Source organism: Pseudomonas sp. FP1742 (assembly GCF_030687145.1).
GTDB lineage: Bacteria > Pseudomonadota > Gammaproteobacteria > Pseudomonadales > Pseudomonadaceae > Aquipseudomonas > Aquipseudomonas frederiksbergensis_D.
Window position 1 is genome coordinate 5,663,104 of the sequence record NZ_CP117460.1, and the last position, 21,371, is coordinate 5,684,474.

Consider the following 21,371-nt stretch of genomic DNA (forward strand, 5'->3'; position numbering starts at 1 on the left):
CTACAGAAACCTCAACGGGCGATGATCAGCGGATACCCACGCTCCGGGTGCAGCTGCACCAGCACTTCCAGCCCGAACACGGCCTTGAGCGGTTCCGGACGCAACACCTGTTCCGGCGTATCCAGCGCCACGGGACGACCACCCTCGAGCAGTAACAGACGATCACAATAACGTGCCGCCAGGTTCAGATCATGCAGGATCACCAACACCGCCACGCCGCGATCGGCGAACTCGCGCACCGCTTGCAGGGTGGTGTGCTGATGTAACGGGTCGAGCATCGAGGTCGGCTCATCGAGCAACAGCGTCTGCCCCGCCTCCCCCGGCCAGAGCTGCGCCAGCACCCGCGCCAGATGCACCCGCTGACGCTCGCCACCGGACAGCGCCAGATAGCTGCGGCCGCTCAGGTGCCCCGCATCGGCTGCCTGTAGCGCGGCGGCGACAATCTCGTCATCCCGAACCCGACCGCTTTGATAGGGCAAACGCCCCATGCCGACCACTTCCTCGACACGAAAGGCAAAATCCAGGGTCGACACCTGCGGCAGCACCGCCAAACGCCGGGCTCGCTGCGCTCCGGCCCAATGACTCAGCTCACGCTCATCGAGCCAGACGCCGCCTTGCTCCGCACGCAATTCGCCGCACAGGGCACCGAGCAGCGTGCTTTTACCGGCACCGTTGGGGCCCAGTACACCGAGGACTTCCCCCGGCTTGAGCTCAAGGGTGATGTCGGTGAGGACAATCTTTCGAGCGCGACGGATTTGCAGGTTCTGCGCTCGCAACATCAGGCGCGCCCTCTGATCAACAAATACAGAAAAAATGGCGCGCCGATGAAGGCCGTGACGATCCCGATCGGTAACTCGGCCGGCGCCAGGGCCAGCCGCGCCACCAGATCGGCAAACAACAGGAGACTGGCCCCCGCCAATACCGACGCCGGCAACAGCACCCGATGATCGGGGCCGGCCAGCAGCCGTACCAGATGTGGCACCACCAGGCCGACAAAGCCGATCATCCCCGCCGCCGCGACTGCCGCGCCGACGCCAAGCGCCGTACAGAACACCAATTCGCGCTTGAGTCTTTCCACATCGATGCCCAGGTGACCGGCCTCCGATTCTCCCAGCAACAATGCATTCAAGGCCTTGGCCCGACGCGGTAACCACAACGCCACACCGCTGCTCACCAGCAGCAACGGCCAGAGTCGCGAATAACTGGCGCCATTAAGGCTGCCCAAATTCCAGAATGTCAGGGTGCGCAGGGTCGCGTCATCCGCCAGATAGGTGAACAACCCGACCGCCGAGCCAGCCAAAGCCGTTAATGCGATACCGGCCAGCAGCATGGTCGCGACGTTGGTCTGGCCATTGCGCCGCCCCAGCCGATAGACCAGTGCCGTCACCCCCAACCCGCCGAGAAACGCGCACACCGACAACAGATAAGGCCCGAAGGATTCAGGCAGACCGCCGAACGCCGAGCCGCCGACAATCGCGATGGCCGCGCCCAATGCCGCACCACTGGACACCCCCACCAATCCCGGGTCGGCCAGCGGGTTGCGAAACAAGCCCTGCATCGCTACGCCGGACAGCGCCAGCACCCCGCCTACCGCCAATCCCAGCAAGGTACGCGGCAGGCGAATCTGCCCGAGGATCAGCTCAGCCTGCTCCAACCCGTCGGGCGCAATGGGCAAACCGATCAACCGCAGCGCCGCCCGCAACGTGTCGAACAACGGCAAACTCACCGGGCCCAGCGCCAGCGACAGCCAGATCGCCAGCAAACACAGCAGGCTCAGGCCAATGAACAACGCACGGGGTTTAACCAGAAAGGTCATTGGTCAGTCGTACCGGGATGGAACGGGTGCATAAACAGCTTCCTTTAAAGGTTTCCCAGGCATAGAGATGACAGGCCAAGTATCCTCGGCATCCGGCAATCGCCCTGGGGCGAGCGGCCATTTGATAATTGCTTACATTTGCACGTCAGACTCGGACATCCCGGGTCACGAGCCGCAGGATTTGAGGATAGACATGAAACTTCTTTGCACAGGCGCCGAATTGGCTGACGCCAGCAGTCGCGGTTTCGACGTCGACGGTCAGAAGCTTCTGGCGGTGCGCCGAGACGGTCGAGTGTACGTGTATGAAAATCGTTGCCCGCACCGTGGTGTCGCACTGGAATGGAAACCCGACCAGTTTCTCGACCCCAGCAACAGCCTGATCCAGTGCGCCACCCACGGCGCACTGTTTCTGATCGAAGACGGCGAATGCGTCGCCGGACCGTGCGCCGGACAATCCCTGACCACCATCCCCTGCCGCGAAGACGAGCAAGGAGTCTGGGTCACGCTCTAACCGTTCAACAGCACATCCAGCCGCCGATCGACTACCATCTCTTCGTGGGTCAAGCGCACGCCATACGCCAGCACTTCGACCCCGCACGCCACTGCTTCGCGTAACGCCGCCGCGTAGGCCGAATCGATTTCCTCTGCTGGACGCACGGAGTCAACGCCTGTCAGATTCACGCAATACAACTGCACAGCGCGAATCCCGTCCCGAGCCAAATGGGCCAGTTCGCGCAAATGCTTGGCCCCGCGCTGGGTCACCGCATCAGGAAATGCCGCCACCGCCGAACCCTCGAAGCCCAGGGTGACACTTTTGACTTCTACATAGGCCGGCCCGCCCGGGTAATCCAGACGGAAGTCGATACGGCTGCTTTCCTGACCATAGGCCACTTCGCGTTTCAGTTCGGTAAAGCCGTTCAGCTCGGCGATGACGCCGGCCCGCAGCGCCTCCTCGATCAAGCCGTTGGCGCGCCCGGTGTTCACACAGAACAGCCGCCCCTGTGGGGTTTCGCCAACTTCCCAAGTGCCGGGCAACTTGCGCTTGGGGTCGGTGGAGCGGCTGAACCAGACTTGCCCGCCCTCGACCTGGCAATTAAGCATTGAACCGGTGTTCGGGCAGTGAATGGTCAGCAATTCACCGCCAACGGTTTCGATATCGGCGAGAAAACGTTTGTAACGACGAATCAAGCGACCTTCTTCGAGGGGAGGATGGAAGCGCATCAGCCTTGCCAGCTCTTCAAACCGCGAGCAATCCGCTCGACTGCTTCTTGCAAGCGCGGAAGGCTCTGGGTGTAGGCAAACCGCACGTGATGCCCGGCCTGATGGCGCCCGAAATCCAGCCCCGGGGTGATCGCAACGTGCTCGGTTTCGAGGAAATGCTGGCAGAACGCGAAGGCATCTCCACCGAAATTGCTGATATCGGCATATAAATAGAACGCGCCTTCCGGCTCTACCACGATACCGAAGCCCAATTCCCGCAGGGCCGGCAGCAGGAAATCGCGACGTCGACCGAACTCGGCGCGGCGCTCCTCGAAAATGCTGATCGTGGCAGGCTCGAAGCAGGCCAATGCGGCGTGCTGGGCCATGCTCGGTGCGCTGATATAGAGATTCTGGGCGAGTTTCTCCAGTTCACTTACCGCCGCTTCAGGCGCCACCAGCCAACCGAGGCGCCAGCCGGTCATGCCGAAATACTTGGAAAAACTATTGAGGACGAAGGCACTGTCATCGACTTCCAGCACGCTGGCCGCATCCGTGCCGTAAGTCAGGCCGTGGTAGATCTCGTCGACCACCAAATGACCGTGGCGGGCCTTGATCGCCGCGGACAGCCCGGCCAGTTCATCACGGGTCAGGATGGTCCCGGTAGGGTTGGCCGGCGATGCTACCAGGGCGCCGACGCTGTCGTGATCCCAGTGACGTGCCACCAGGTCCGGAGTCAGTTGATAACGCACATCCGGGCCCACCGGCACCAGTTGCGCAGCGCCTTCCACCAGGCGCAGGAAGTGCCGGTTGCACGGGTAACCCGGGTCTGCCAGCAGCCAGTGCTTGCCTGGGTCCACCAGCAAGGCACTGGCCAACAGCAACGCGCCTGAACCGCCAGGCGTGATCAGGATGCGTTGCGGATCGATGTTCAGCCCGTATCGCTGCTGGTAGAAACCCGAAATGGCCTCGCGCAACTCGGGAATGCCCCGGGCGGCGGTATAACGGGTCTTCCCCGCTGTCAGCGCGGCCTGGCCGGCCTGGATGATCGGTTCGGCGGTAGTGAAGTCCGGCTCGCCGATTTCCAGGTGAATCACGTCGTGGCCGGCCGCTTGCAACTCGTTGGCTCGCGCCAGCAGGGCCATGACGTGGAACGGTTCGATCGCGCGACTGCGCGCACTGTAGGACAGAGCCATTAGCCTTCCTTACAACGGGGAAAAGAATTGATTCTACCCAAGCGCAGGAACGAGCGAGAGCCTAAAGCGGTCAGAGCCCATATAACGCTGGTCTGAAACGGTTCAAGCGTATGTCCCAGGTTTGACTAAAATCAATAATTGATCAGGTCTCCCTCGCCACCAGACAAGGCTTTGCAATCTTTTGCAAGCACCGCGGGCCGCGGGCTCGACATCCGGGAGTAGCGCGGTCCGATTTGATCTGGTAAGTTCGCCCGCTTGCAGCCGCAGGGCCGGCAGGTGTCGGTGATGGAGCAATCCTGCGCAATGGATTACAAGAGTAGAGGCGGTCCATTTCATGCCCACCCAAGCAAAGCAACAACAGAACCAGTCGATCAGCGGCTTCGAACCCTACAAAGAAGTGAAGGGCGAAGAGTACATGGGCAAGCCCATGCGCGCTCACTTCACCAAGATCCTGAACAAGTGGAAACAGGACTTGATGCAGGAAGTCGACCGTACTGTTGATCACATGAAAGACGAAGCGGCCAACTTCCCTGATCCGGCAGATCGTGCCAGCCAGGAAGAAGAATTCAGCCTCGAATTGCGCGCCCGCGACCGCGAGCGCAAGCTGATCAAGAAAATCGACAAAACCCTGCAATTGATCGAAGACGAAGAATACGGCTGGTGCGAGTCCTGCGGCGTCGAGATCGGCGTCAAGCGACTGGAAGCCCGTCCAACCGCCGACATGTGCGTCGACTGCAAGACCCTGGCGGAAATCAAGGAAAAACAAGTCGGCAAGTAATTGCGGCTTGAACGAAAAACGGAGCGTGCGAACGCTCCGTTTTTTTGTTTCTGTGGGAGCGAGCCTGCTCGCGATGGCGGCACTGCATCCAACATCAACACTGGCTGATCTATTGCTATCGCGAACAGGCTCGCTCCCACAGGTGGCTGGCGCAAGCCCGGACCAAGTAACATTGCCCTCATGATTGCCATCCCCTCCTCTGCCTACATCGGGCGCTTCGCCCCTACGCCCAGCGGGCATCTGCATTTCGGTTCGCTGGTCGCAGCGCTGGCCTCGTACCTCGACGCCCGTTCGGTCGGTGGGCGCTGGCTGGTGCGCATGGAAGATCTCGATCCGCCACGGGAAGAGCCCGGCGCCCAGGCAGCGATTCTCAAGGCGCTGGAAAGCTATGGCTTCGAGTGGGATGGCGAGATGGTCCGGCAGAGTGACCGCCACGCGGCCTACGCCGAGGTCCTCAATCGCCTGTTCAATCAGGGCCTGGCCTACGCGTGTACTTGCTCGCGCAAGCAACTGGAGCCGTATCACGGCATCTATCCCGGTTTCTGCCGCAACGCGGGGCACGGCACCGAAAACGCGGCGATTCGCCTGCGCGTGCCGGAGCTGGAATACCACTTCATCGACCGGGTACAGGGCGAATTCCGTCAACACCTGGGCCGAGAGGTCGGCGACTTCGTGATTCGTCGCCGCGACGGGCTCTATGCCTACCAATTGGCGGTGGTGCTGGACGATGCCTGGCAAGGCATCACCGATATCGTGCGCGGCGCCGATCTGCTGGATTCGACGCCACGCCAACTCTATCTGCAAGAACTGCTCGGCCTGCCGCAACCACGCTACCTGCATATCCCGTTGATTACCCAGCCGGACGGCCACAAACTCGGAAAGTCCTATCGCTCGCCGCCACTCACCGAAGATCAGGCCACGCCGCTGCTACTGCGCGCATTGCGGGCGCTGGGGCACACTCCCGTTACCGAATTGAATGACGCCACGCCACGGGAAGTGCTCAACTGGGGCATTGCCCACTGGGATGCGTCGCTGATCCCGCGCACACTGACATTGCCCGAAGCGCAACTGCAGTGATGCCACTTGCAGTGGCGCGCCCATCCGTTACCATCGCCGCACGTTTTCGGGCACGCGCATAAAAGAGAGAGGCCGGGATGTACATCTATCGCTTGGTCCTGCTCCTGGTAGTGGGGATTTATCTGTTCTCCCCGGCCATCATGGATTGGTGGATCGACGCCACTGGCGCCTGGTATCGCCCTTATTTGCTCTGGCTGATTCTGATCGTCGTGACCTTCATCCTGCAGAGCCAAAAAGATGCCGATGAGCTTTAGCCTGACCCAGATGATCCTGATCAGCGCCGCGTACCTGGCGGTGCTGTTCGGTGTGGCCTGGATCAGCGAACGGGGCATGATCCCCCGGGCGATCATTCGCCACCCGCTGACGTACACCCTGTCGCTGGGCGTTTATGCCAGTGCCTGGGCGTTTTACGGCACGGTGGGCCTGGCCTATCAGTACGGCTACGGTTTTCTGTCCAGCTACCTCGGGGTTTCCGGGGCGTTTCTGCTGGCGCCGGTGCTTTTGTACCCGATCCTGAAGATCACCCGCACTTATCAACTCTCGTCCCTGGCCGACCTGTTTGCGTTCCGTTTCCGTAGCACCTGGGCCGGCGCGCTGACGACGATTTTCATGTTGATCGGCGTGCTGCCGTTGCTGGCATTGCAGATTCAGGCGGTGGCCGATTCCATCGGTATCCTCACTCGCGAACCGGTGCAGCATCGCGTAGCCCTGAGTTTCTGCGCGCTGATTACGCTGTTCACGATTTTCTTCGGCTCGCGCCACATCGCCACCCGCGAGAAACACGAAGGCCTGGTGTTCGCGATTGCCTTCGAGTCGGTGATCAAACTGATCGCGATTGGCGGCGTCGGCCTGTATGCGCTTTATGGTGTGTTCGACGGCCCGCAACAGCTGGAATTGTGGCTGCTGCAAAACCAGACCGCCCTCGCCGCCCTGCACACGCCATTGCAGGAAGGCCCATGGCGCACGCTGCTGCTGGTGTTTTTCGCCTCGGCGATCGTCATGCCGCACATGTACCACATGACCTTTACCGAAAACCTCAACCCGCGCTCGCTGGTCAGCGCGAGCTGGGGCTTGCCACTGTTTCTGCTGTTGATGAGCCTGGCAGTGCCGCTGATTCTCTGGGCCGGGCTGAAACTCGGCGCCACGACCAATCCGGAATATTTCACCCTGGGCATCGGCATCGCCGCCAATAACAAGGCCCTGGCATTGCTGGCGTATGTCGGCGGATTGTCAGCGGCCAGCGGCCTGATCATCGTCACCACGCTGGCGCTGTCCGGGATGGCCCTGAACCACCTGGTGCTGCCGCTCTATCAGCCGCCCGCCGAAGGCAATATCTACCGCTGGCTGAAATGGACCCGCCGGGCGCTGATCGTTGCGATCATCATGGCCGGTTACGGTTTCTACCTGATGCTGGGCGCGGAACAGGATCTGGCCAACCTCGGCATCGTCGCCTTCGTCGCCACGTTACAGTTCCTGCCGGGCGTGTTGTCGGTGCTGTACTGGCCGACCGCCAACCGTCGCGGCTTTATCGCCGGCCTCCTGGCAGGGATTCTGGTGTGGCTGGTGACCATGCTGTTGCCGTTGGTCGGCAACCTGCAAGGCTTCTACATTCCGCTGCTGAACATGATTTACGTGCTGGACGACACCAGTTGGCACATGGCGGCGATTGCCTCGCTGGCCGCCAACGTGCTGATGTTCACCCTGATCTCACTGTTCACCAACGCCAGCCCCGAAGAGGCCAGCGCCGCCGAAGCCTGCGCGGTGGATAACGTTCGCCGCCCGCAACGCCGCGAACTGCACGCCGCCTCGCCTCAGGAATTCGCCACGCAACTGGCCAAACCGCTGGGCGCCAAGGCAGCGCAGAAAGAGGTCGAACAGGCGCTGCGCGACCTTTATCTGCCATTCGACGAACGCCGGCCTTACGCCTTGCGTCGCTTGCGTGACCGTATCGAAGCCAACCTGTCCGGCCTGATGGGCCCGAGCGTCGCCCAGGACATGGTGGAAACCTTCCTGCCGTACAAGGCCGGCGGTGAAAACTACGTCACCGAAGACATCCACTTCATCGAAAGCCGCCTCGAGGATTACCACTCGCGCCTGACCGGCCTTGCCGCCGAGCTCGATGCCCTGCGCCGCTACCACCGCCAGACCCTGCAGGAATTGCCGATGGGTGTGTGCTCGCTGGCCAAGGATCAGGAAATCCTCATGTGGAACAAAGCCATGGAGGAGCTGACCGGGATTGCCGCGCAGCGTGTGGTCGGTTCGCGCCTGAGCACCATTGCCGATCCATGGAAAGAGCTGCTGCAAGGTTTCATCAATCTGCCGGACGAACACTTGCACAAACAGCACCTGGCCCTCGATGGTCAGACCCGCTGGCTGAACCTGCACAAAGCGGCGATCGACGAACCGCTGGCGCCGGGTAACAGCGGCCTGGTGCTGCTGGTGGAAGACTTGACCGACACCCAGATGCTCGAAGACAAACTGGTGCACTCCGAGCGCCTGGCCAGCATTGGCCGACTGGCGGCCGGCGTGGCCCATGAAATCGGCAACCCGATCACCGGCATTGCCTGCCTCGCGCAGAACCTGCGCGAAGAACGTGAAGAAGACGCCGAACTCACGGAAATCAGCGGGCAGATCCTCGAGCAGACCAAACGCGTGTCACGCATTGTCCAGTCGCTGATGAGCTTCGCCCACGCGGGCGGTCATCAGCACAGCGACGAGCCCGTCTGTCTGGCGGAAGTGGCCCAGGATGCCATCGGCCTGCTGGCCCTGAACCGGCGCAATTTCGAAGTACAGTTCTACAACCTGTGCGACCCCGATCACTGGGTCGAAGGCGACCCGCAGCGGCTCGCCCAGGTATTGATCAATCTGCTCTCAAACGCCCGCGACGCCTCGCCTCCGGGCAGTGCGGTGCGGGTCAAGAGCGAAGCCGGCGAACACACGGTCGATCTGATCGTCGAAGACGAAGGCAGCGGTATTCCCTCGAACATCATGGACCGACTGTTCGAACCTTTCTTCACCACCAAGGACCCTGGCGAAGGCACCGGTCTGGGCCTTGCACTGGTCTATTCCATCGTTGAAGAGCATTATGGACAAATCACCATCGACAGCCCGGCTGATGTTCAAAGCCAACGCGGCACCCGTATCCGGGTGACCTTGCCGCGTCATGTCGAAGCGACGTCCGCTGTGAACTGAGACCGTCGAGAGTATCGAATCAATGCCGCACATTTTGATCGTCGAAGACGAAACAATTATCCGCTCCGCCTTGCGCCGTCTGCTGGAACGTAACCAGTACCAGGTCAGCGAAGCCGGATCCGTGCAGGAAGCACAAGAGCGTTTCAGCATTCCCACGTTTGACCTGATCGTCAGCGACCTGCGCCTGCCGGGCGCGCCTGGCACCGAGTTGATCAAACTTGGCCAGGGCACTCCGGTGCTGATCATGACCAGTTACGCCAGCCTGCGTTCGGCCGTCGACTCCATGAAAATGGGGGCGGTGGATTACATCGCCAAGCCTTTCGATCATGACGAAATGCTCCAGGCCGTCGCGCGAATCCTGCGGGACCGCCAGTCGGCGCAAGCCAGCGGTGAGCCGGTCGTCGGTAAAGCATCCAATGGCGCCGCAAAAAGCGGTGTCGACAACAGCAACGGCGAAATCGGCATCATCGGCTCTTGCCCGCCGATGCAGGACCTGTACAGCAAAATCCGCAAAGTCGCGCCAACCGATTCCAATGTCCTGATCCAGGGCGAATCCGGTACCGGTAAAGAACTCGTGGCACGCGCCCTGCACAACCTGTCCAAACGCGCCAAGGCACCGATGATTTCGGTGAACTGCGCGGCCATTCCGGAAAGCCTGATCGAGTCCGAACTGTTCGGCCACGAAAAAGGCGCGTTCACCGGCGCCAGCGCCGGGCGTGCCGGGTTGGTGGAAGCGGCGGACGGTGGCACCTTGTTCCTCGATGAAATCGGTGAACTGCCGCTGGAAGCCCAGGCTCGCCTGCTGCGTGTATTGCAGGAGGGTGAGATCCGCCGGGTTGGCTCGGTGCAGTCGCAGAAGGTCGATGTACGCCTGATCGCCGCGACCCACCGGGATCTCAAGAGCCTGGCGAAAATCGGCCAGTTCCGCGAAGACTTGTATTACCGCCTTCATGTGATCGCCCTGAAACTGCCGGCCTTGCGCGAACGCGGTGCCGACGTCAATGAAATCGCCAATGCTTTCTTGGCGCGGCAGAGCGCGCGGGTCAACCGCACCGATCTGAAATTTGCCGCCGACGCCGAGCAGGCGATACGGCATTACTCCTGGCCGGGTAACGTTCGCGAACTGGAAAACGCGGTCGAGCGTGCGGTGATTCTGTGCGAGAGCCCGGAGATTTCCGCCGAGCTGCTGGGTATCGACATCGAGCTCAGCGATCTGGAAGACGACGACTTCATCGGCCTCGCCCCCCAGCAGGGCAACAACGCCGGTAACACCAGCCACGAACCGACCGAAGATTTGTCCCTGGAAGACTATTTCCAGCACTTCGTCCTCGAGCATCAGGACCACATGACCGAAACCGAACTGGCCCGCAAACTCGGAGTCAGTCGCAAATGCCTGTGGGAACGCCGTCAACGCCTGGGTATCCCGCGGCGCAAGACCGGGGTGGCCAGCGAGAGCTGAACCGCGCCTGTCGGATGCGCGGGTAACACGTGACATTGTGGAAAAACTGTTACCTCAGCTTTTTCACGTAACAGAAGCCGGGGCTTACGGTAACGAAGCCCCGGTTTTTTTGGCCTGAAAAAACACCGCTAGCCCGCCTAACCCCTTGTTTTACTGGGCCTCACAAAAGTTGGCACGCACCCTGCTATATGTTCAGTACAAGAACAATAACAAGTAATGCACAAGACAATAAAAATAAGACGAATCGACTCACGCACAATAAAAACAAGACGGCGAGAGGCGTAGCTAACTGATTCTTTTGGAGAGGCGTTGCATTTGGGGCTTGCCCCACGACCAGGCCGAGAAGAATAAAAAACTGTCCCAAGACAGTGCCTGAACTGGTTGGATCACACGATCACAGCAACACAGCGACCAAAGCAATCCGTTTGCTCTTGGCTCCCGATTGGGAGGGTCATGAAGGAAAACTTCATGACGAGGGCGCTCAACAAAAACAAGAAGCCCGAAACCAATAATAAAAATAGAGCACGCAACTACTTCTTGGGGAGCTTCGGCTCCCCTTGTGGTTTCTGGCGTTTGGGCACGCCACACAACATCCCCTTCACACGCTTGCGCAGCTTCCTACACCATCCCCCGACTAAATGCTAGAATCCCGGCCCATCATGCGGTCATTCTTCGTTATGGCCGAACATTCCTTCAAACAGTGCATCCCATGCTGAAGAAGCTGTTCCAGTCATTCCGTTCTCCCCTGCGTCGTACGCAACACATCCGCAGCACGCCTGAAGTGCTAAACAGCGGCCAACATTCGCTGCAAAAGGCGCAGTTCAGCCGTTATGCGGTCAACATCGTCGAACGCTTGCAGAACGCCGGTTACCAGGCTTACCTGGTCGGCGGCTGTGTGCGTGACATGCTGCTGGGCATCACGCCGAAAGATTTCGACGTCGCCACCAGTGCCACCCCTGAACAGGTACGAGCCGAATTCCGCAACGCGCGGATCATCGGTCGTCGCTTCAAACTGGTGCACATCCACTTCGGTCGAGAAATCATCGAAGTGGCGACCTTCCGCGCCAATCACCCGCAAAACGACGAGGATGAAGACAGCAACCAGTCTTCACGTAACGAAAGCGGGCGTATCCTGCGCGATAACGTCTACGGCACCCTGGAAGAAGACGCGCAACGCCGCGACTTCACCATCAACGCCTTGTATTACGACCCGGTCAGCGAGCGCATTCTCGATTACGCCAACGGCGTACACGACATCCGCAATCACCTGATCCGCCTGATCGGCGATCCGAAGCAACGCTACCAGGAAGACCCGGTGCGCATGCTGCGGGCCGTGCGTTTCGCCGCCAAGCTGAATTTCGGCATCGAGAAGCACAGCGCCCTGCCGATCCGCGACCTGGCACCGATGCTGCGCGAGATCCCGTCAGCCCGCCTGTTCGAAGAAGTGCTCAAGCTGTTCCTCTCCGGCCATGCCGCGGACACTTTCGAGATGCTGGTCGACCTGCAGTTGTTCGACCCACTGTTCCCGGCCAGTGCCGAGGCGCTGGAATACAACCCGACCTACACCCACACGCTGATCAGTGAAGCGCTGATCAACACGGACTTGCGGATCAAGCAGAACAAACCGGTCACCCCGGCATTCCTGTTTGCAGCATTACTGTGGCCTGCGCTGCCGGCCCGTGTGTTGCGCCTGCAAGAACGCGGCATGCCGCCGATTCCGGCGATGCAGGAAGCGGCACATGAGTTGATCGCTGAACAGTGCCAACGTATCGCGATTCCGAAGCGCTTCACGATGCCGATCCGCGAGATCTGGGACATGCAGGAACGTCTGCCACGGCGCAGCGGCAAACGCGCCGACCTGTTGCTCGACAACCCGCGGTTCCGTGCCGGTTATGACTTCCTGCTGCTGCGTGAAAGCGCCGGCGAACAGACCGATGGCCTGGGCGAATGGTGGACCGACTATCAGGACGCCAACGACAGCGAACGCCGGGACATGATCCGCGACCTCAGTGGCAAGGACAACGGTAGCGGTGCTCCGCGCAAACGTCGCCGTAGCGGCGGCGCCAAGCGCAAACGCGCTGCCGGCGCATCGAGCACGACAGGCGAGTAAGCCATGGAACGCATCTACATCGGCATGGGCAGCAATCTGGCTGACCCCGCCGAACAGTTGCGCAGCGCTGTCGAGGCCTTGGCACGCTTGCCGCAGACCGAACTGGTCGGTGTTTCCGGGTTTTATCAAAGCGACTCGCTGCTGCCCGGCCAACCGCGTTATACCAACGCGGTCGCCGCTCTCGACAGCCGCCTCGCGCCGCTGGAGCTGCTCGATGCCCTGCAAGCCATCGAAAACGAACAAGGCCGCCAACGCCTTGAACGCTGGGGGCCGCGCACACTGGACCTGGACATCGTGCTGTTCGGTGACCGACTGATCGACGAACCGCGCCTCAAAGTCCCCCACTACCATCTGCAGGAACGAGCCTTCGTGCTGTATCCACTGGCGGAGCTGGCACCAGCGGATTTACGACTGGCCGATGGCCGCACCCTCGCAGAATTACTCGCCGCCTGTCCGTTTGTCGGCCTGGAACGTCTCCCGCCGATTTAACGCTGATCCCCTGTGGGAGCGGGCTCGCTCGCGAAGACGGAGTGTCAGTCGACATCAACGTTGGATGATAAACCGTCTTCGCAAGCAAGCCCGCTTGTATGTTTAGACTTGAAGGGGTGGATGGGACTAAAAGCCCGATTCTGACTCTAGCCAGTACAGACCGTGGGAGACTTCGTCCCACCCCTTCTACCTAAAAGCGCCAATAAGGAATTCATCGGCTAGGCCGACGATAGAGACAAGCCAGCGCAACGGTAGACCCCAACAAGCTCTTAAACCCTAGCTCCGAGGATTCGTCATGACAATCCTTACTTCGCAAGCGGTCGTGGGTGTTGATGTGGCCAAGGCTGAGGTGCTCGTCTATCGCGCCGATCTGCAAACCACACAAGCCATCTCCAATAATCGAGCAGCACTCAAACGTTGGCTCAAGACGCTGCCCGCCAAAAGTGGCATTGCCGTTGAGGCCACCAACATTTACCACTTGGACACGGTTGAGTTGGCCTATGAGTTGGGTCATCAGGTCTACGTCGTGGACGGTTATCGCTTGAGTCATTACCGCCGCAGTGTCGGCCAACGAGCTAAAAATGATCCGTGTGATGCTCGTCTTCTGGCTCGGTATCTGGCGCATGAACAGGGTGGGTTACGCGCTTGGAGCCCGCCGCCCAAGGCTTACAAGGCCCTGCAAAGCCTGCTTCATCGACGGGCAGCACTGATCAAGGCGCGTGTCAGCCTGGCTCAGAGCTGGGCCAATGAGCCGCGCCTGGAAGAAGAGCTGAAATGTCTGATGGAGACGTTTAAGCGCTCGGATTTGGCCATTCAAAAACAGCTGCGTGACCTGAGCAAAGAGGCCGGAGCCGCCGAAAATATTGAGCGTTGCAAGGCCATTGAAGGCGTTGGTGTACTGACGGCAACTGGATTTGCGACGGCTTTTTTGCGTGGCGAGTTTAAGGACAGCAATGCCTTCATCGCTTTTTTGGGCATGGACTTGAGGGTCGATGACTCGGGAAAAAAGACGGGGAGTCGCAGTCTGACCAAGAAAGGGGATCCGGAAATACGACGTCTGGCCCACAACTCGGCCATGGCCGCCTGTCGTTCAGCGACCTGGAAACCATTTTATGAAGGGTACCTGGCCAGAGGTTTCAAGAGGACTCAGGCCCTGGTAATCCTTGCCCGAAAACTCGCCCGGGTGGCGTTCGCTCTGATGAAAAACCAGAGCGAATACCAACCGAATCGACCGTTGCAGGGTTGTCCTGCAACATAGAATCTCCCACATTGGCTTTGTATCGGACGCCAGATCCCGCCTAACAAATACCTGCTGAATCGCATCAGTAACGCCGGTAACACCCCACACGTAACAATGCGGTAACACACGCAATTGACTTCCCGGGTTCTCCTCACGACTATAGGCGTCCCGCTGCCGCCAACGCGGCGCCAAAGGGCGCAATCCAGGCCTTACAAGCACCACGAAAGAGGGTGCGCCTGTATAAATGACGAATCACGCGCGTTACTCGCAGTAGTTTTCATAGCGCCTGTAATGAGGATTTTTTTCATGCCAGCCATCACCCTGACCACGCTCCAGAGCCTCAAGCAGAAAGGTGAAAAGATCACCATGCTGACCTGCTATGACGCGACCTTCGCCCATGCCTGCAATGAGGCCGGGGTTGAAGTGCTGCTGGTGGGCGACTCCCTCGGCATGGTCTTGCAAGGTCACGACAGCACCCTGCCGGTGACCACCGCAGAAATGGCCTACCACGTGGCAGCCGTCAAACGCGGCAACACCGATGCCCTGATCCTCGCCGACCTGCCCTTCATGGCCTACGCCACTCTCGATCAAACCATGACCAACAGCGCCCTGTTGATGCAGGCCGGTGCGCACATGGTCAAGGTTGAAGGCGCATTGTGGCTCGCGGACTCTATCCGTCTGCTCGCCGAGCGCGGCATCCCGGTGTGCGCGCACATGGGGCTGACGCCGCAATCGGTCAACATCCTCGGTGGCTATAAAGTCCAGGGCCGCAACGAGAATCAGGCGCGGCAGATGCGTGCCGACGCGATCTCCCTGGAGCAGGCCGGCGCGGCGATGCTGCTGCTCGAATGCGTGCCCAGCGAGCTGGCCGAAGAAATCAGCCAGGCGGTGAAGATCCCGGTGATCGGCATCGGCGCCGGCAGTGGCACCGACGGTCAGGTCCTGGTTCTGCACGACATGCTGGGCCTGTCCATGACCGGCCGCGTGCCAAAGTTCGTGAAGAACTTCATGACCGGCCAAACCAGCATTCAAGCCGCCTTGAGCGCTTACGTCACTGAAGTCAAAGCGGCGACTTTCCCTGGCATCGAACACGGATTCTCTGCATGAACACCGTAAAAACCGTACGCGAACTTCGGGCCGCCGTGGCCCGTGCCCGTAGCGAAGGCAAGCGCATCGGCTTCGTGCCGACCATGGGCAACCTGCACAGCGGGCATATCGCGCTGATTACCAAAGCCACCCAACGGGTGGATTTCGTGGTCGCGAGCATTTTCGTCAACCCGCTGCAATTCGGCGCCGGCGAAGACCTCGACAAATACCCGCGGACCCTGGCCGCCGATCAGGAGAAACTGCTCCAGGCCGGTTGCCATCTGCTGTTTGCCCCAACCGTCGAAGAAATGTACCCCGACGGCATGGCCGGCCAGACCCGCGTCAGCGTTCCGCAACTGTCTGAAGGCCTGTGCGGCGCCAGCCGTCCCGGGCACTTCGAAGGGGTGGCAACGGTCGTCAGCAAACTGTTCAACATGGTCCAGCCGGACCTGGCGATCTTTGGCCAGAAAGACTTCCAGCAACTGGCGGTGATTCGCGCCCTGGTGCACGACCTGAACATGCCGATCCAGATCATCGGCGAACCGACCGTACGGGCGGCTGACGGCCTGGCGCTGTCGTCGCGCAATGGTTTCCTCAGCGAAGAACAACGGGCCATCGCGCCAGAGGTCTATCGCACCCTGACCCGGATCAGCGACGCGATCAAACAGGGCGAGCGCGATTACCCGACACTGCTCAACGAGCAGATCAAGCAACTGGAAGCCGCCGGCCTGCGTCCGGATTACCTGGAAATTCGCCATGCGCTGACCTTGCGTCCGGCGACGACCGAAGATCGGGATCTGGTGATTCTGGTGGCGGCGTTCCTGGGCACGACGCGGTTGATCGACAACCTGCACCTGAACCTCGACACACCCGCATAAACACCACAAAACCCTGTGGGAGCGAACCTGAGGCGAGGGGGCTTGCCCCCGTTTGAGTGCATAGCACTCACAAGATCTTTGGTACATCAGAGATTTTGGGGCTGCTTCGCAGCCCAACGGGGGCAAGCCCCCTCGCCACAGGCCCGCTCCCACATTAGATCTGCGTCGTTTCCAGACTGTATTGCCGCCCACAAAGCCTTCGGGCAAACTGCCCCCCGTTCGATTCCGACCCGGGGAAACACTCATGCACGCCATCATGCTCAAGGCCAAGCTGCATCGCGCCGAAGTCACCCACGCTGTACTCGATTACGAAGGCTCTTGCGCCATCGACGGTGAATGGCTGGATTTGTCCGGCATCCGTGAGTACGAACAGATCCAGATCTACAACGTCGACAACGGCGAACGCTTCACCACCTACGCGATTCGTGGCGAAGAAGGCTCGCGCATGATCTCGGTCAACGGTGCCGCGGCGCACAAGGCCAAGGTCGGCGACCGCGTGATCATCTGCGCCTACGCCCACTACAGCGAAGCCGAACTGCTCAATTTCAAGCCGCGCATGCTCTACATGGCACCGGGCAACGAACTGAGCCATACCAGCAATGCCATTCCGGTTCAGGTCGCCTGACCGAACCGCGCCCTGCTGCAAGCCTTCCGTTTGTCGGACCGCTCTCGGTTAAATGTTAAAAAAGTACCGGGAGCAGGTCAGACAAAGTCAAGACAGATTGCAGCGCGAGGTTTACTGTATTCGCCCTGCGCCAGAAATCGTGTCGACGCAGTTGACCGGACGCCCCCCTGGCGCTCCGGGATTTTTAGTGTTCAAAAGGCCGTTCAAGTAAAAAGGAAAACCGCAGCGATGGCGTATTACCGCACTCCCCACGACGTTACCGCTCTGCCCGCCTGGCAAGCGCTGAATGATCACCGCCAAGCCATGCAGGATTTCAGCATGCGCGAAGCCTTTAATGCCGATCCGCAGCGTTTTAATCAATTCACCCTCAGCAGCTGCGGCCTGTTTCTCGACTACTCGAAGAACCTGATCAACGCCGAGACCCGCAATCTGCTGGTGGGCCTGGCCAACGAAGTCGATCTCAAGGGCGCAATCAAGGCGCTGTTCGAGGGCGAGATCGTCAACGCTTCCGAAGGGCGCCCGGCCCTGCACACCGCACTGCGCCGTCCGGTGGGCGACAAATTGTCGGTCAACGGCGTGAACGTGATGCCTGACGTGCACAAAGTGCTGAACCAGATCACCGACCTCGTAGGCCGTATCCACGATGGTCTGTGGCGCGGTTACACCGAGAAGCCGATCACCGACGTGGTGAACATCGGCATCGGTGGCTCGTTCCTCGGTCCTGAGCTGGTGTCCGAAGCGCTGCTGTCCTACGCCCAGAAAGGCGTGCGTTGTCATTACCTGGCGAACATCGACGGCAGTGAATTCCACGAGCTGACCATGAAGCTGCGCGCCGAGACCACGCTGTTCATCGTCTCGTCGAAATCCTTCAATACCCTCGAAACCCTGAAAAACGCCCAGGCCGCTCGTGCCTGGTACCTGGCTCAGGGTGGTTCGGAAGCCGAGCTGTACCGTCACTTCATCGCCGTTTCCAGCAACAACGCGGCGGCCGTGGCGTTCGGTATTCGCGAAGAGAACATCTTCCCGATGTGGGACTGGGTCGGCGGCCGTTACTCGCTGTGGTCGGCCATCGGTCTGCCGATTGCCCTGGCCATCGGCATGTCGAACTTCAAGGAACTGCTGTCCGGTGCCTATACCATGGACCAGCATTTCCAGAGCGCGCCCTTTGAACAGAACATGCCGGTGCTGCTGGCGTTGCTCGGTGTCTGGTACGGCAACTTCTGGGGCGCGCAGAGCCACGCGATCCTGCCGTACGACCACTACCTGCGCAACATCACCAAGCACTTGCAACAGCTGGACATGGAATCCAACGGCAAGAGCGTGCGCCAGGACGGCACGCCAGTGTCCACCGATACCGGCCCAGTCATCTGGGGCGGCGTCGGCTGCAACGGTCAGCACGCTTACCACCAGTTGCTGCACCAGGGCACCCAACTGATCCCGGCCGACTTCATCGTGCCGATCGTCAGTTTCAACCCGGTGTCCGACCACCACCAGTGGCTGTACGCCAACTGCCTGTCGCAAAGCCAGGCATTGATGCTCGGCAAGACCCGCACCGAGGCTGAAGCCGAGTTGCGTGACAAGGGTATGGCCGAGGATGAAGTGCAAAAGCTGGCTGCGCACAAGGTGATCCCGGGCAACCGTCCGAGCAACACCCTTGTGCTCGAACGCATCAGCCCGCGGCGTCTTGGCGCACTGGTGGCGTTGTACGAACACAAAGTCTTCGTGCAAAGCGTGGTCTGGGGCATCAATGCCTTCGACCAGTGGGGCGTGGAGCTGGGTAAAGAGCTGGGCAAAGGCGTCTACAACCGCCTGGTCGGCAGCGAAGAAACCCCGGCCGACGATGCTTCCACCCAAGGCCTAATCAACTACTTCCGCGGTCGTCACCGCGGTTGATCTGACACCCGCTCCCACAAGTCAGCACTGATCCTGTGGGAGCGGGCTTGCTCGCGAAAGCGGTTTGTCATTCAACATTAGTGTCGACTGATACACCGCTTTCGCGAGCGAGCCCGCTCCCACATTGGTTCTATGTACACTTGAACTCAAAATTCACAGGGCGCATCTTTATTACTTGTCGCAACAAGAATAAGGAACCGTCATGTTCGATATCAGTACGTTCCCCAAAGCCGATGCCGTGCGCCGGGCTGCACAGTTAAGTCAAGACGACTACCAACGCCTGTACCGCCAATCCGTTGAACACCCCAGTACCTTCTGGGCCGAACAGGCCACCCGTTTTCTCGACTGGAGCGCACCGTGGCAGACCGTTCAGCGTTACGATCTGAAAACCGGTGAAGCGAGCTGGTTCGCGGGCGGGAAGTTAAACGTCAGTTACAACTGCATCGACCGTCACCTGGAAAAACGTGGCGATCAAATCGCGATCATCTGGGAAGGCGATGACCCCGCCGACTCCACCCAGATCTCCTACAAAAAGCTCCATCACAACGTCTGCCGACTGGCCAATGTGCTGAAAAGCCGTGGCGTGAAAAAAGGCGACCGCGTGTGCATCTATATGCCGATGATCCCCGAAGCCGCCTACGCCATGCTCGCCTGCGCGCGGATCGGCGCGATTCATTCAGTGGTGTTCGGCGGATTCTCCCCGGACTCGCTACGTGACCGGATCCTCGACGCCGACTGCCGCACCGTGATCACCGCTGACGAAGGCGTGCGTGGCGGCAAGTTCGTGCCACTCAAGCAGAACGTCGACAAGGCCCTGCAAAGCTGCCCCGGCGTCAGCAGCGTGATCGTGGTCGAACGCACCCAGAACCCGGTGAATTGGGTCGAAGGCCGCGACCTCTGGTATCACCAGGCCCTGCGCGATGTGGGTGACGATTGCCCGCCAGAACCGATGGACGCTGAAGACCCGCTGTTCATCCTTTACACCTCCGGCAGCACCGGCAAGCCCAAAGGCGTGCTGCACACCACCGGTGGCTACCTGTTGCAAGCGGCAATGACCTTCAAGTACGTACTCGACTATCGCGACGGTGAAGTCTTCTGGTGCACCGCCGATGTCGGCTGGGTCACCGGCCACAGCTACATCGTCTACGGACCGTTGGCAAACGGGGCGACCACGCTGATCTTCGAAGGCGTACCGAGCTATCCCAGCACCTCGCGCTTCTGGCAGGTGATCGACAAGCACCACGTGAACATCTTCTACACCGCCCCGACCGCCCTGCGCGCGTTGATGCGTGAAGGCCCCGGGCCATTGAAGGAAACATCCCGCGAGAGCCTGCGATTACTCGGCACCGTCGGTGAACCCATCAACCCGGAAGCCTGGGAGTGGTACTTCAATACCGTCGGCGAACAGCGTTGCCCGATTGTCGATACCTGGTGGCAGACTGAAACCGGCGGCATCATGCTCAGCCCGCTGGTCAGCACTCAACGGGTCAAACCCGGTTGTGCCACCCAACCGATGTTCGGCGTACAACCAGTGTTGCTTGATGAACACGGCAAGGAAATCAAAGGCGCCGGCAGTGGCGTGCTGGCGATCAAATCCAGCTGGCCGGCGCAGATCCGCAGCGTCTACGGCGATCCGAAACGGATGGTCGAAACCTACTTCAAGCCCTACCCCGGCTACTACTTCACTGGCGATGGCGCACGCCGCGACGAGGACGGCGATTACTGGATCACCGGGCGTATCGACGACGTCATCAACGTCTCCGGGCACCGCATCGGTACGGCCGAAGTGGAGAGCGCCCTGGTGCTGCACGACAGCATTGCCGAGGCCGCCGTGGTCGGTTACCCCCACGACATCAAAGGCCAGGGTATCTATGCCTTTGTCACCCCCATGAATGGCATCGACCCCAACGATGCTCTGAAGAAAGAACTGCTGGCCCACGTCATCAAGGAAATCGGCAGCTTCGCCAAACCGGACTTGATCCAGTGGGCCCCGGCCCTGCCGAAAACCCGTTCGGGCAAGATCATGCGACGGATCCTGCGCAAGATCGCCTGCAACGAACTGGACAGCCTGGGCGACACCTCCACCCTCGCCGACCCGAGCGTGGTGCAAGGCTTGATCGACAAACGCCTGAACTCATAAAGCGCTCGCGCACCCGCCGTTTGGTCGAGCCTTTCGGCGAGTTTGCGCACGGACCACAGCCAGATCGTCGACACGATGATCAGCGACGGTTTGCGGGGGCGTTCAACGATTACCACATGGGCATCACTGCCGAGAACCTGGTGGACAAGTACGGCATCAGCGGTGAAGCCCAGGACGCCTTCGCTGCCGCCTCAC

General features: G+C 60.3%; 18 protein-coding genes. 14 read left to right on the forward strand and 4 right to left on the reverse strand.

Annotated features, from left to right (window positions below):
* Positions 1-11: 11 nt before the first annotated feature.
* Both PSH64_RS25625 and PSH64_RS25630 read right to left on the reverse strand, forming a co-directional pair.
* Positions 12-779, reverse strand: coding sequence for a heme ABC transporter ATP-binding protein (locus PSH64_RS25625; protein WP_305479111.1), 768 nt, complete (start codon positions 777-779; stop codon positions 12-14).
* Complete coding sequence (locus tag PSH64_RS25630) at positions 779-1,762, reverse strand: iron ABC transporter permease (protein WP_305481210.1); 984 nt, start codon at positions 1,760-1,762, stop codon at positions 779-781. The genes PSH64_RS25625 and PSH64_RS25630 overlap by 1 nt, the downstream gene beginning before the upstream one ends.
* Positions 1,763-2,009: 247 nt before the next feature.
* Between PSH64_RS25630 and PSH64_RS25635 the strand changes: the two genes are divergently transcribed.
* Positions 2,010-2,327, forward strand: coding sequence for a Rieske (2Fe-2S) protein (locus tag PSH64_RS25635; RefSeq protein WP_305479113.1), 318 nt, complete (start codon positions 2,010-2,012; stop codon positions 2,325-2,327).
* Here the strand turns inward: PSH64_RS25635 and sfsA are convergent.
* Positions 2,324-3,037 (reverse strand): DNA/RNA nuclease SfsA, encoded by a 714-nt coding sequence (gene sfsA / locus PSH64_RS25640; RefSeq protein ID WP_305479115.1) that lies wholly within the window; start codon positions 3,035-3,037, stop codon positions 2,324-2,326. The genes PSH64_RS25635 and sfsA overlap by 4 nt on opposite strands.
* Positions 3,037-4,209 carry a pyridoxal phosphate-dependent aminotransferase gene (locus PSH64_RS25645; RefSeq protein ID WP_105343870.1) on the reverse strand — a complete coding sequence of 391 codons (1,173 nt, stop codon included), beginning with the start codon at positions 4,207-4,209 and terminating at the stop codon, positions 3,037-3,039. Before PSH64_RS25645 ends, sfsA begins: the two co-directional genes overlap by 1 nt.
* A gap of 334 nt (positions 4,210-4,543) precedes the next feature.
* Between PSH64_RS25645 and dksA the strand changes: the two genes are divergently transcribed.
* From dksA to acs, 13 genes are all read left to right on the forward strand, one after another.
* Positions 4,544-4,987, forward strand: coding sequence for an RNA polymerase-binding protein DksA (dksA, locus tag PSH64_RS25650; protein ID WP_030130357.1), 444 nt, complete (start codon positions 4,544-4,546; stop codon positions 4,985-4,987).
* Positions 4,988-5,167: 180 nt separating this feature from the next.
* On the forward strand, positions 5,168-6,064 hold the full coding sequence (gene gluQRS / locus PSH64_RS25655; RefSeq protein WP_105343868.1) for a tRNA glutamyl-Q(34) synthetase GluQRS: 897 nt from the start codon (positions 5,168-5,170) through the stop codon (positions 6,062-6,064).
* A gap of 77 nt (positions 6,065-6,141) precedes the next feature.
* Complete coding sequence (locus PSH64_RS25660; RefSeq protein WP_003176118.1) at positions 6,142-6,318, forward strand: hypothetical protein; 177 nt, start codon at positions 6,142-6,144, stop codon at positions 6,316-6,318.
* Positions 6,302-9,256 carry a sensor histidine kinase gene (locus tag PSH64_RS25665; RefSeq protein WP_181150678.1) on the forward strand — a complete coding sequence of 985 codons (2,955 nt, stop codon included), beginning with the start codon at positions 6,302-6,304 and terminating at the stop codon, positions 9,254-9,256. Before PSH64_RS25660 ends, PSH64_RS25665 begins: the two co-directional genes overlap by 17 nt.
* A gap of 22 nt (positions 9,257-9,278) precedes the next feature.
* Positions 9,279-10,715 carry a sigma-54 dependent transcriptional regulator gene (locus PSH64_RS25670; RefSeq protein WP_105343863.1) on the forward strand — a complete coding sequence of 479 codons (1,437 nt, stop codon included), beginning with the start codon at positions 9,279-9,281 and terminating at the stop codon, positions 10,713-10,715.
* A gap of 709 nt (positions 10,716-11,424) precedes the next feature.
* The gene (locus PSH64_RS25675; RefSeq protein ID WP_305479116.1) at positions 11,425-12,825 is read left to right on the forward strand and encodes a polynucleotide adenylyltransferase PcnB; all 1,401 of its coding nucleotides are present in this window, start codon (positions 11,425-11,427) and stop codon (positions 12,823-12,825) included.
* Between the two features lie 3 nt (positions 12,826-12,828).
* Complete coding sequence (folK, locus tag PSH64_RS25680) at positions 12,829-13,314, forward strand: 2-amino-4-hydroxy-6-hydroxymethyldihydropteridine diphosphokinase (RefSeq protein ID WP_105343857.1); 486 nt, start codon at positions 12,829-12,831, stop codon at positions 13,312-13,314.
* A 295-nt stretch (positions 13,315-13,609) separates the two neighbouring features.
* Entirely contained in the window at positions 13,610-14,572 is a 963-nt protein-coding gene (locus PSH64_RS25685; protein WP_305478208.1) for a transposase, read from the forward strand.
* Between the two features lie 288 nt (positions 14,573-14,860).
* On the forward strand, positions 14,861-15,661 hold the full coding sequence (panB, locus tag PSH64_RS25690) for a 3-methyl-2-oxobutanoate hydroxymethyltransferase (protein ID WP_105343854.1): 801 nt from the start codon (positions 14,861-14,863) through the stop codon (positions 15,659-15,661).
* Positions 15,658-16,518 (forward strand): pantoate--beta-alanine ligase, encoded by an 861-nt coding sequence (gene panC, locus PSH64_RS25695; RefSeq protein ID WP_105343852.1) that lies wholly within the window; start codon positions 15,658-15,660, stop codon positions 16,516-16,518. Before panB ends, panC begins: the two co-directional genes overlap by 4 nt.
* 244 nt (positions 16,519-16,762) lie before the next feature.
* Positions 16,763-17,143 (forward strand): aspartate 1-decarboxylase, encoded by a 381-nt coding sequence (gene panD, locus PSH64_RS25700; RefSeq protein ID WP_003228271.1) that lies wholly within the window; start codon positions 16,763-16,765, stop codon positions 17,141-17,143.
* A gap of 228 nt (positions 17,144-17,371) precedes the next feature.
* A complete protein-coding gene (pgi, locus tag PSH64_RS25705) occupies positions 17,372-19,036 on the forward strand; it encodes a glucose-6-phosphate isomerase (RefSeq protein WP_105343848.1) in 1,665 nt (554 codons plus the stop codon).
* Between the two features lie 202 nt (positions 19,037-19,238).
* Positions 19,239-21,176 carry an acetate--CoA ligase gene (gene acs, locus PSH64_RS25710; RefSeq protein ID WP_305479117.1) on the forward strand — a complete coding sequence of 646 codons (1,938 nt, stop codon included), beginning with the start codon at positions 19,239-19,241 and terminating at the stop codon, positions 21,174-21,176.
* Positions 21,177-21,371 lie beyond the last annotated feature (195 nt).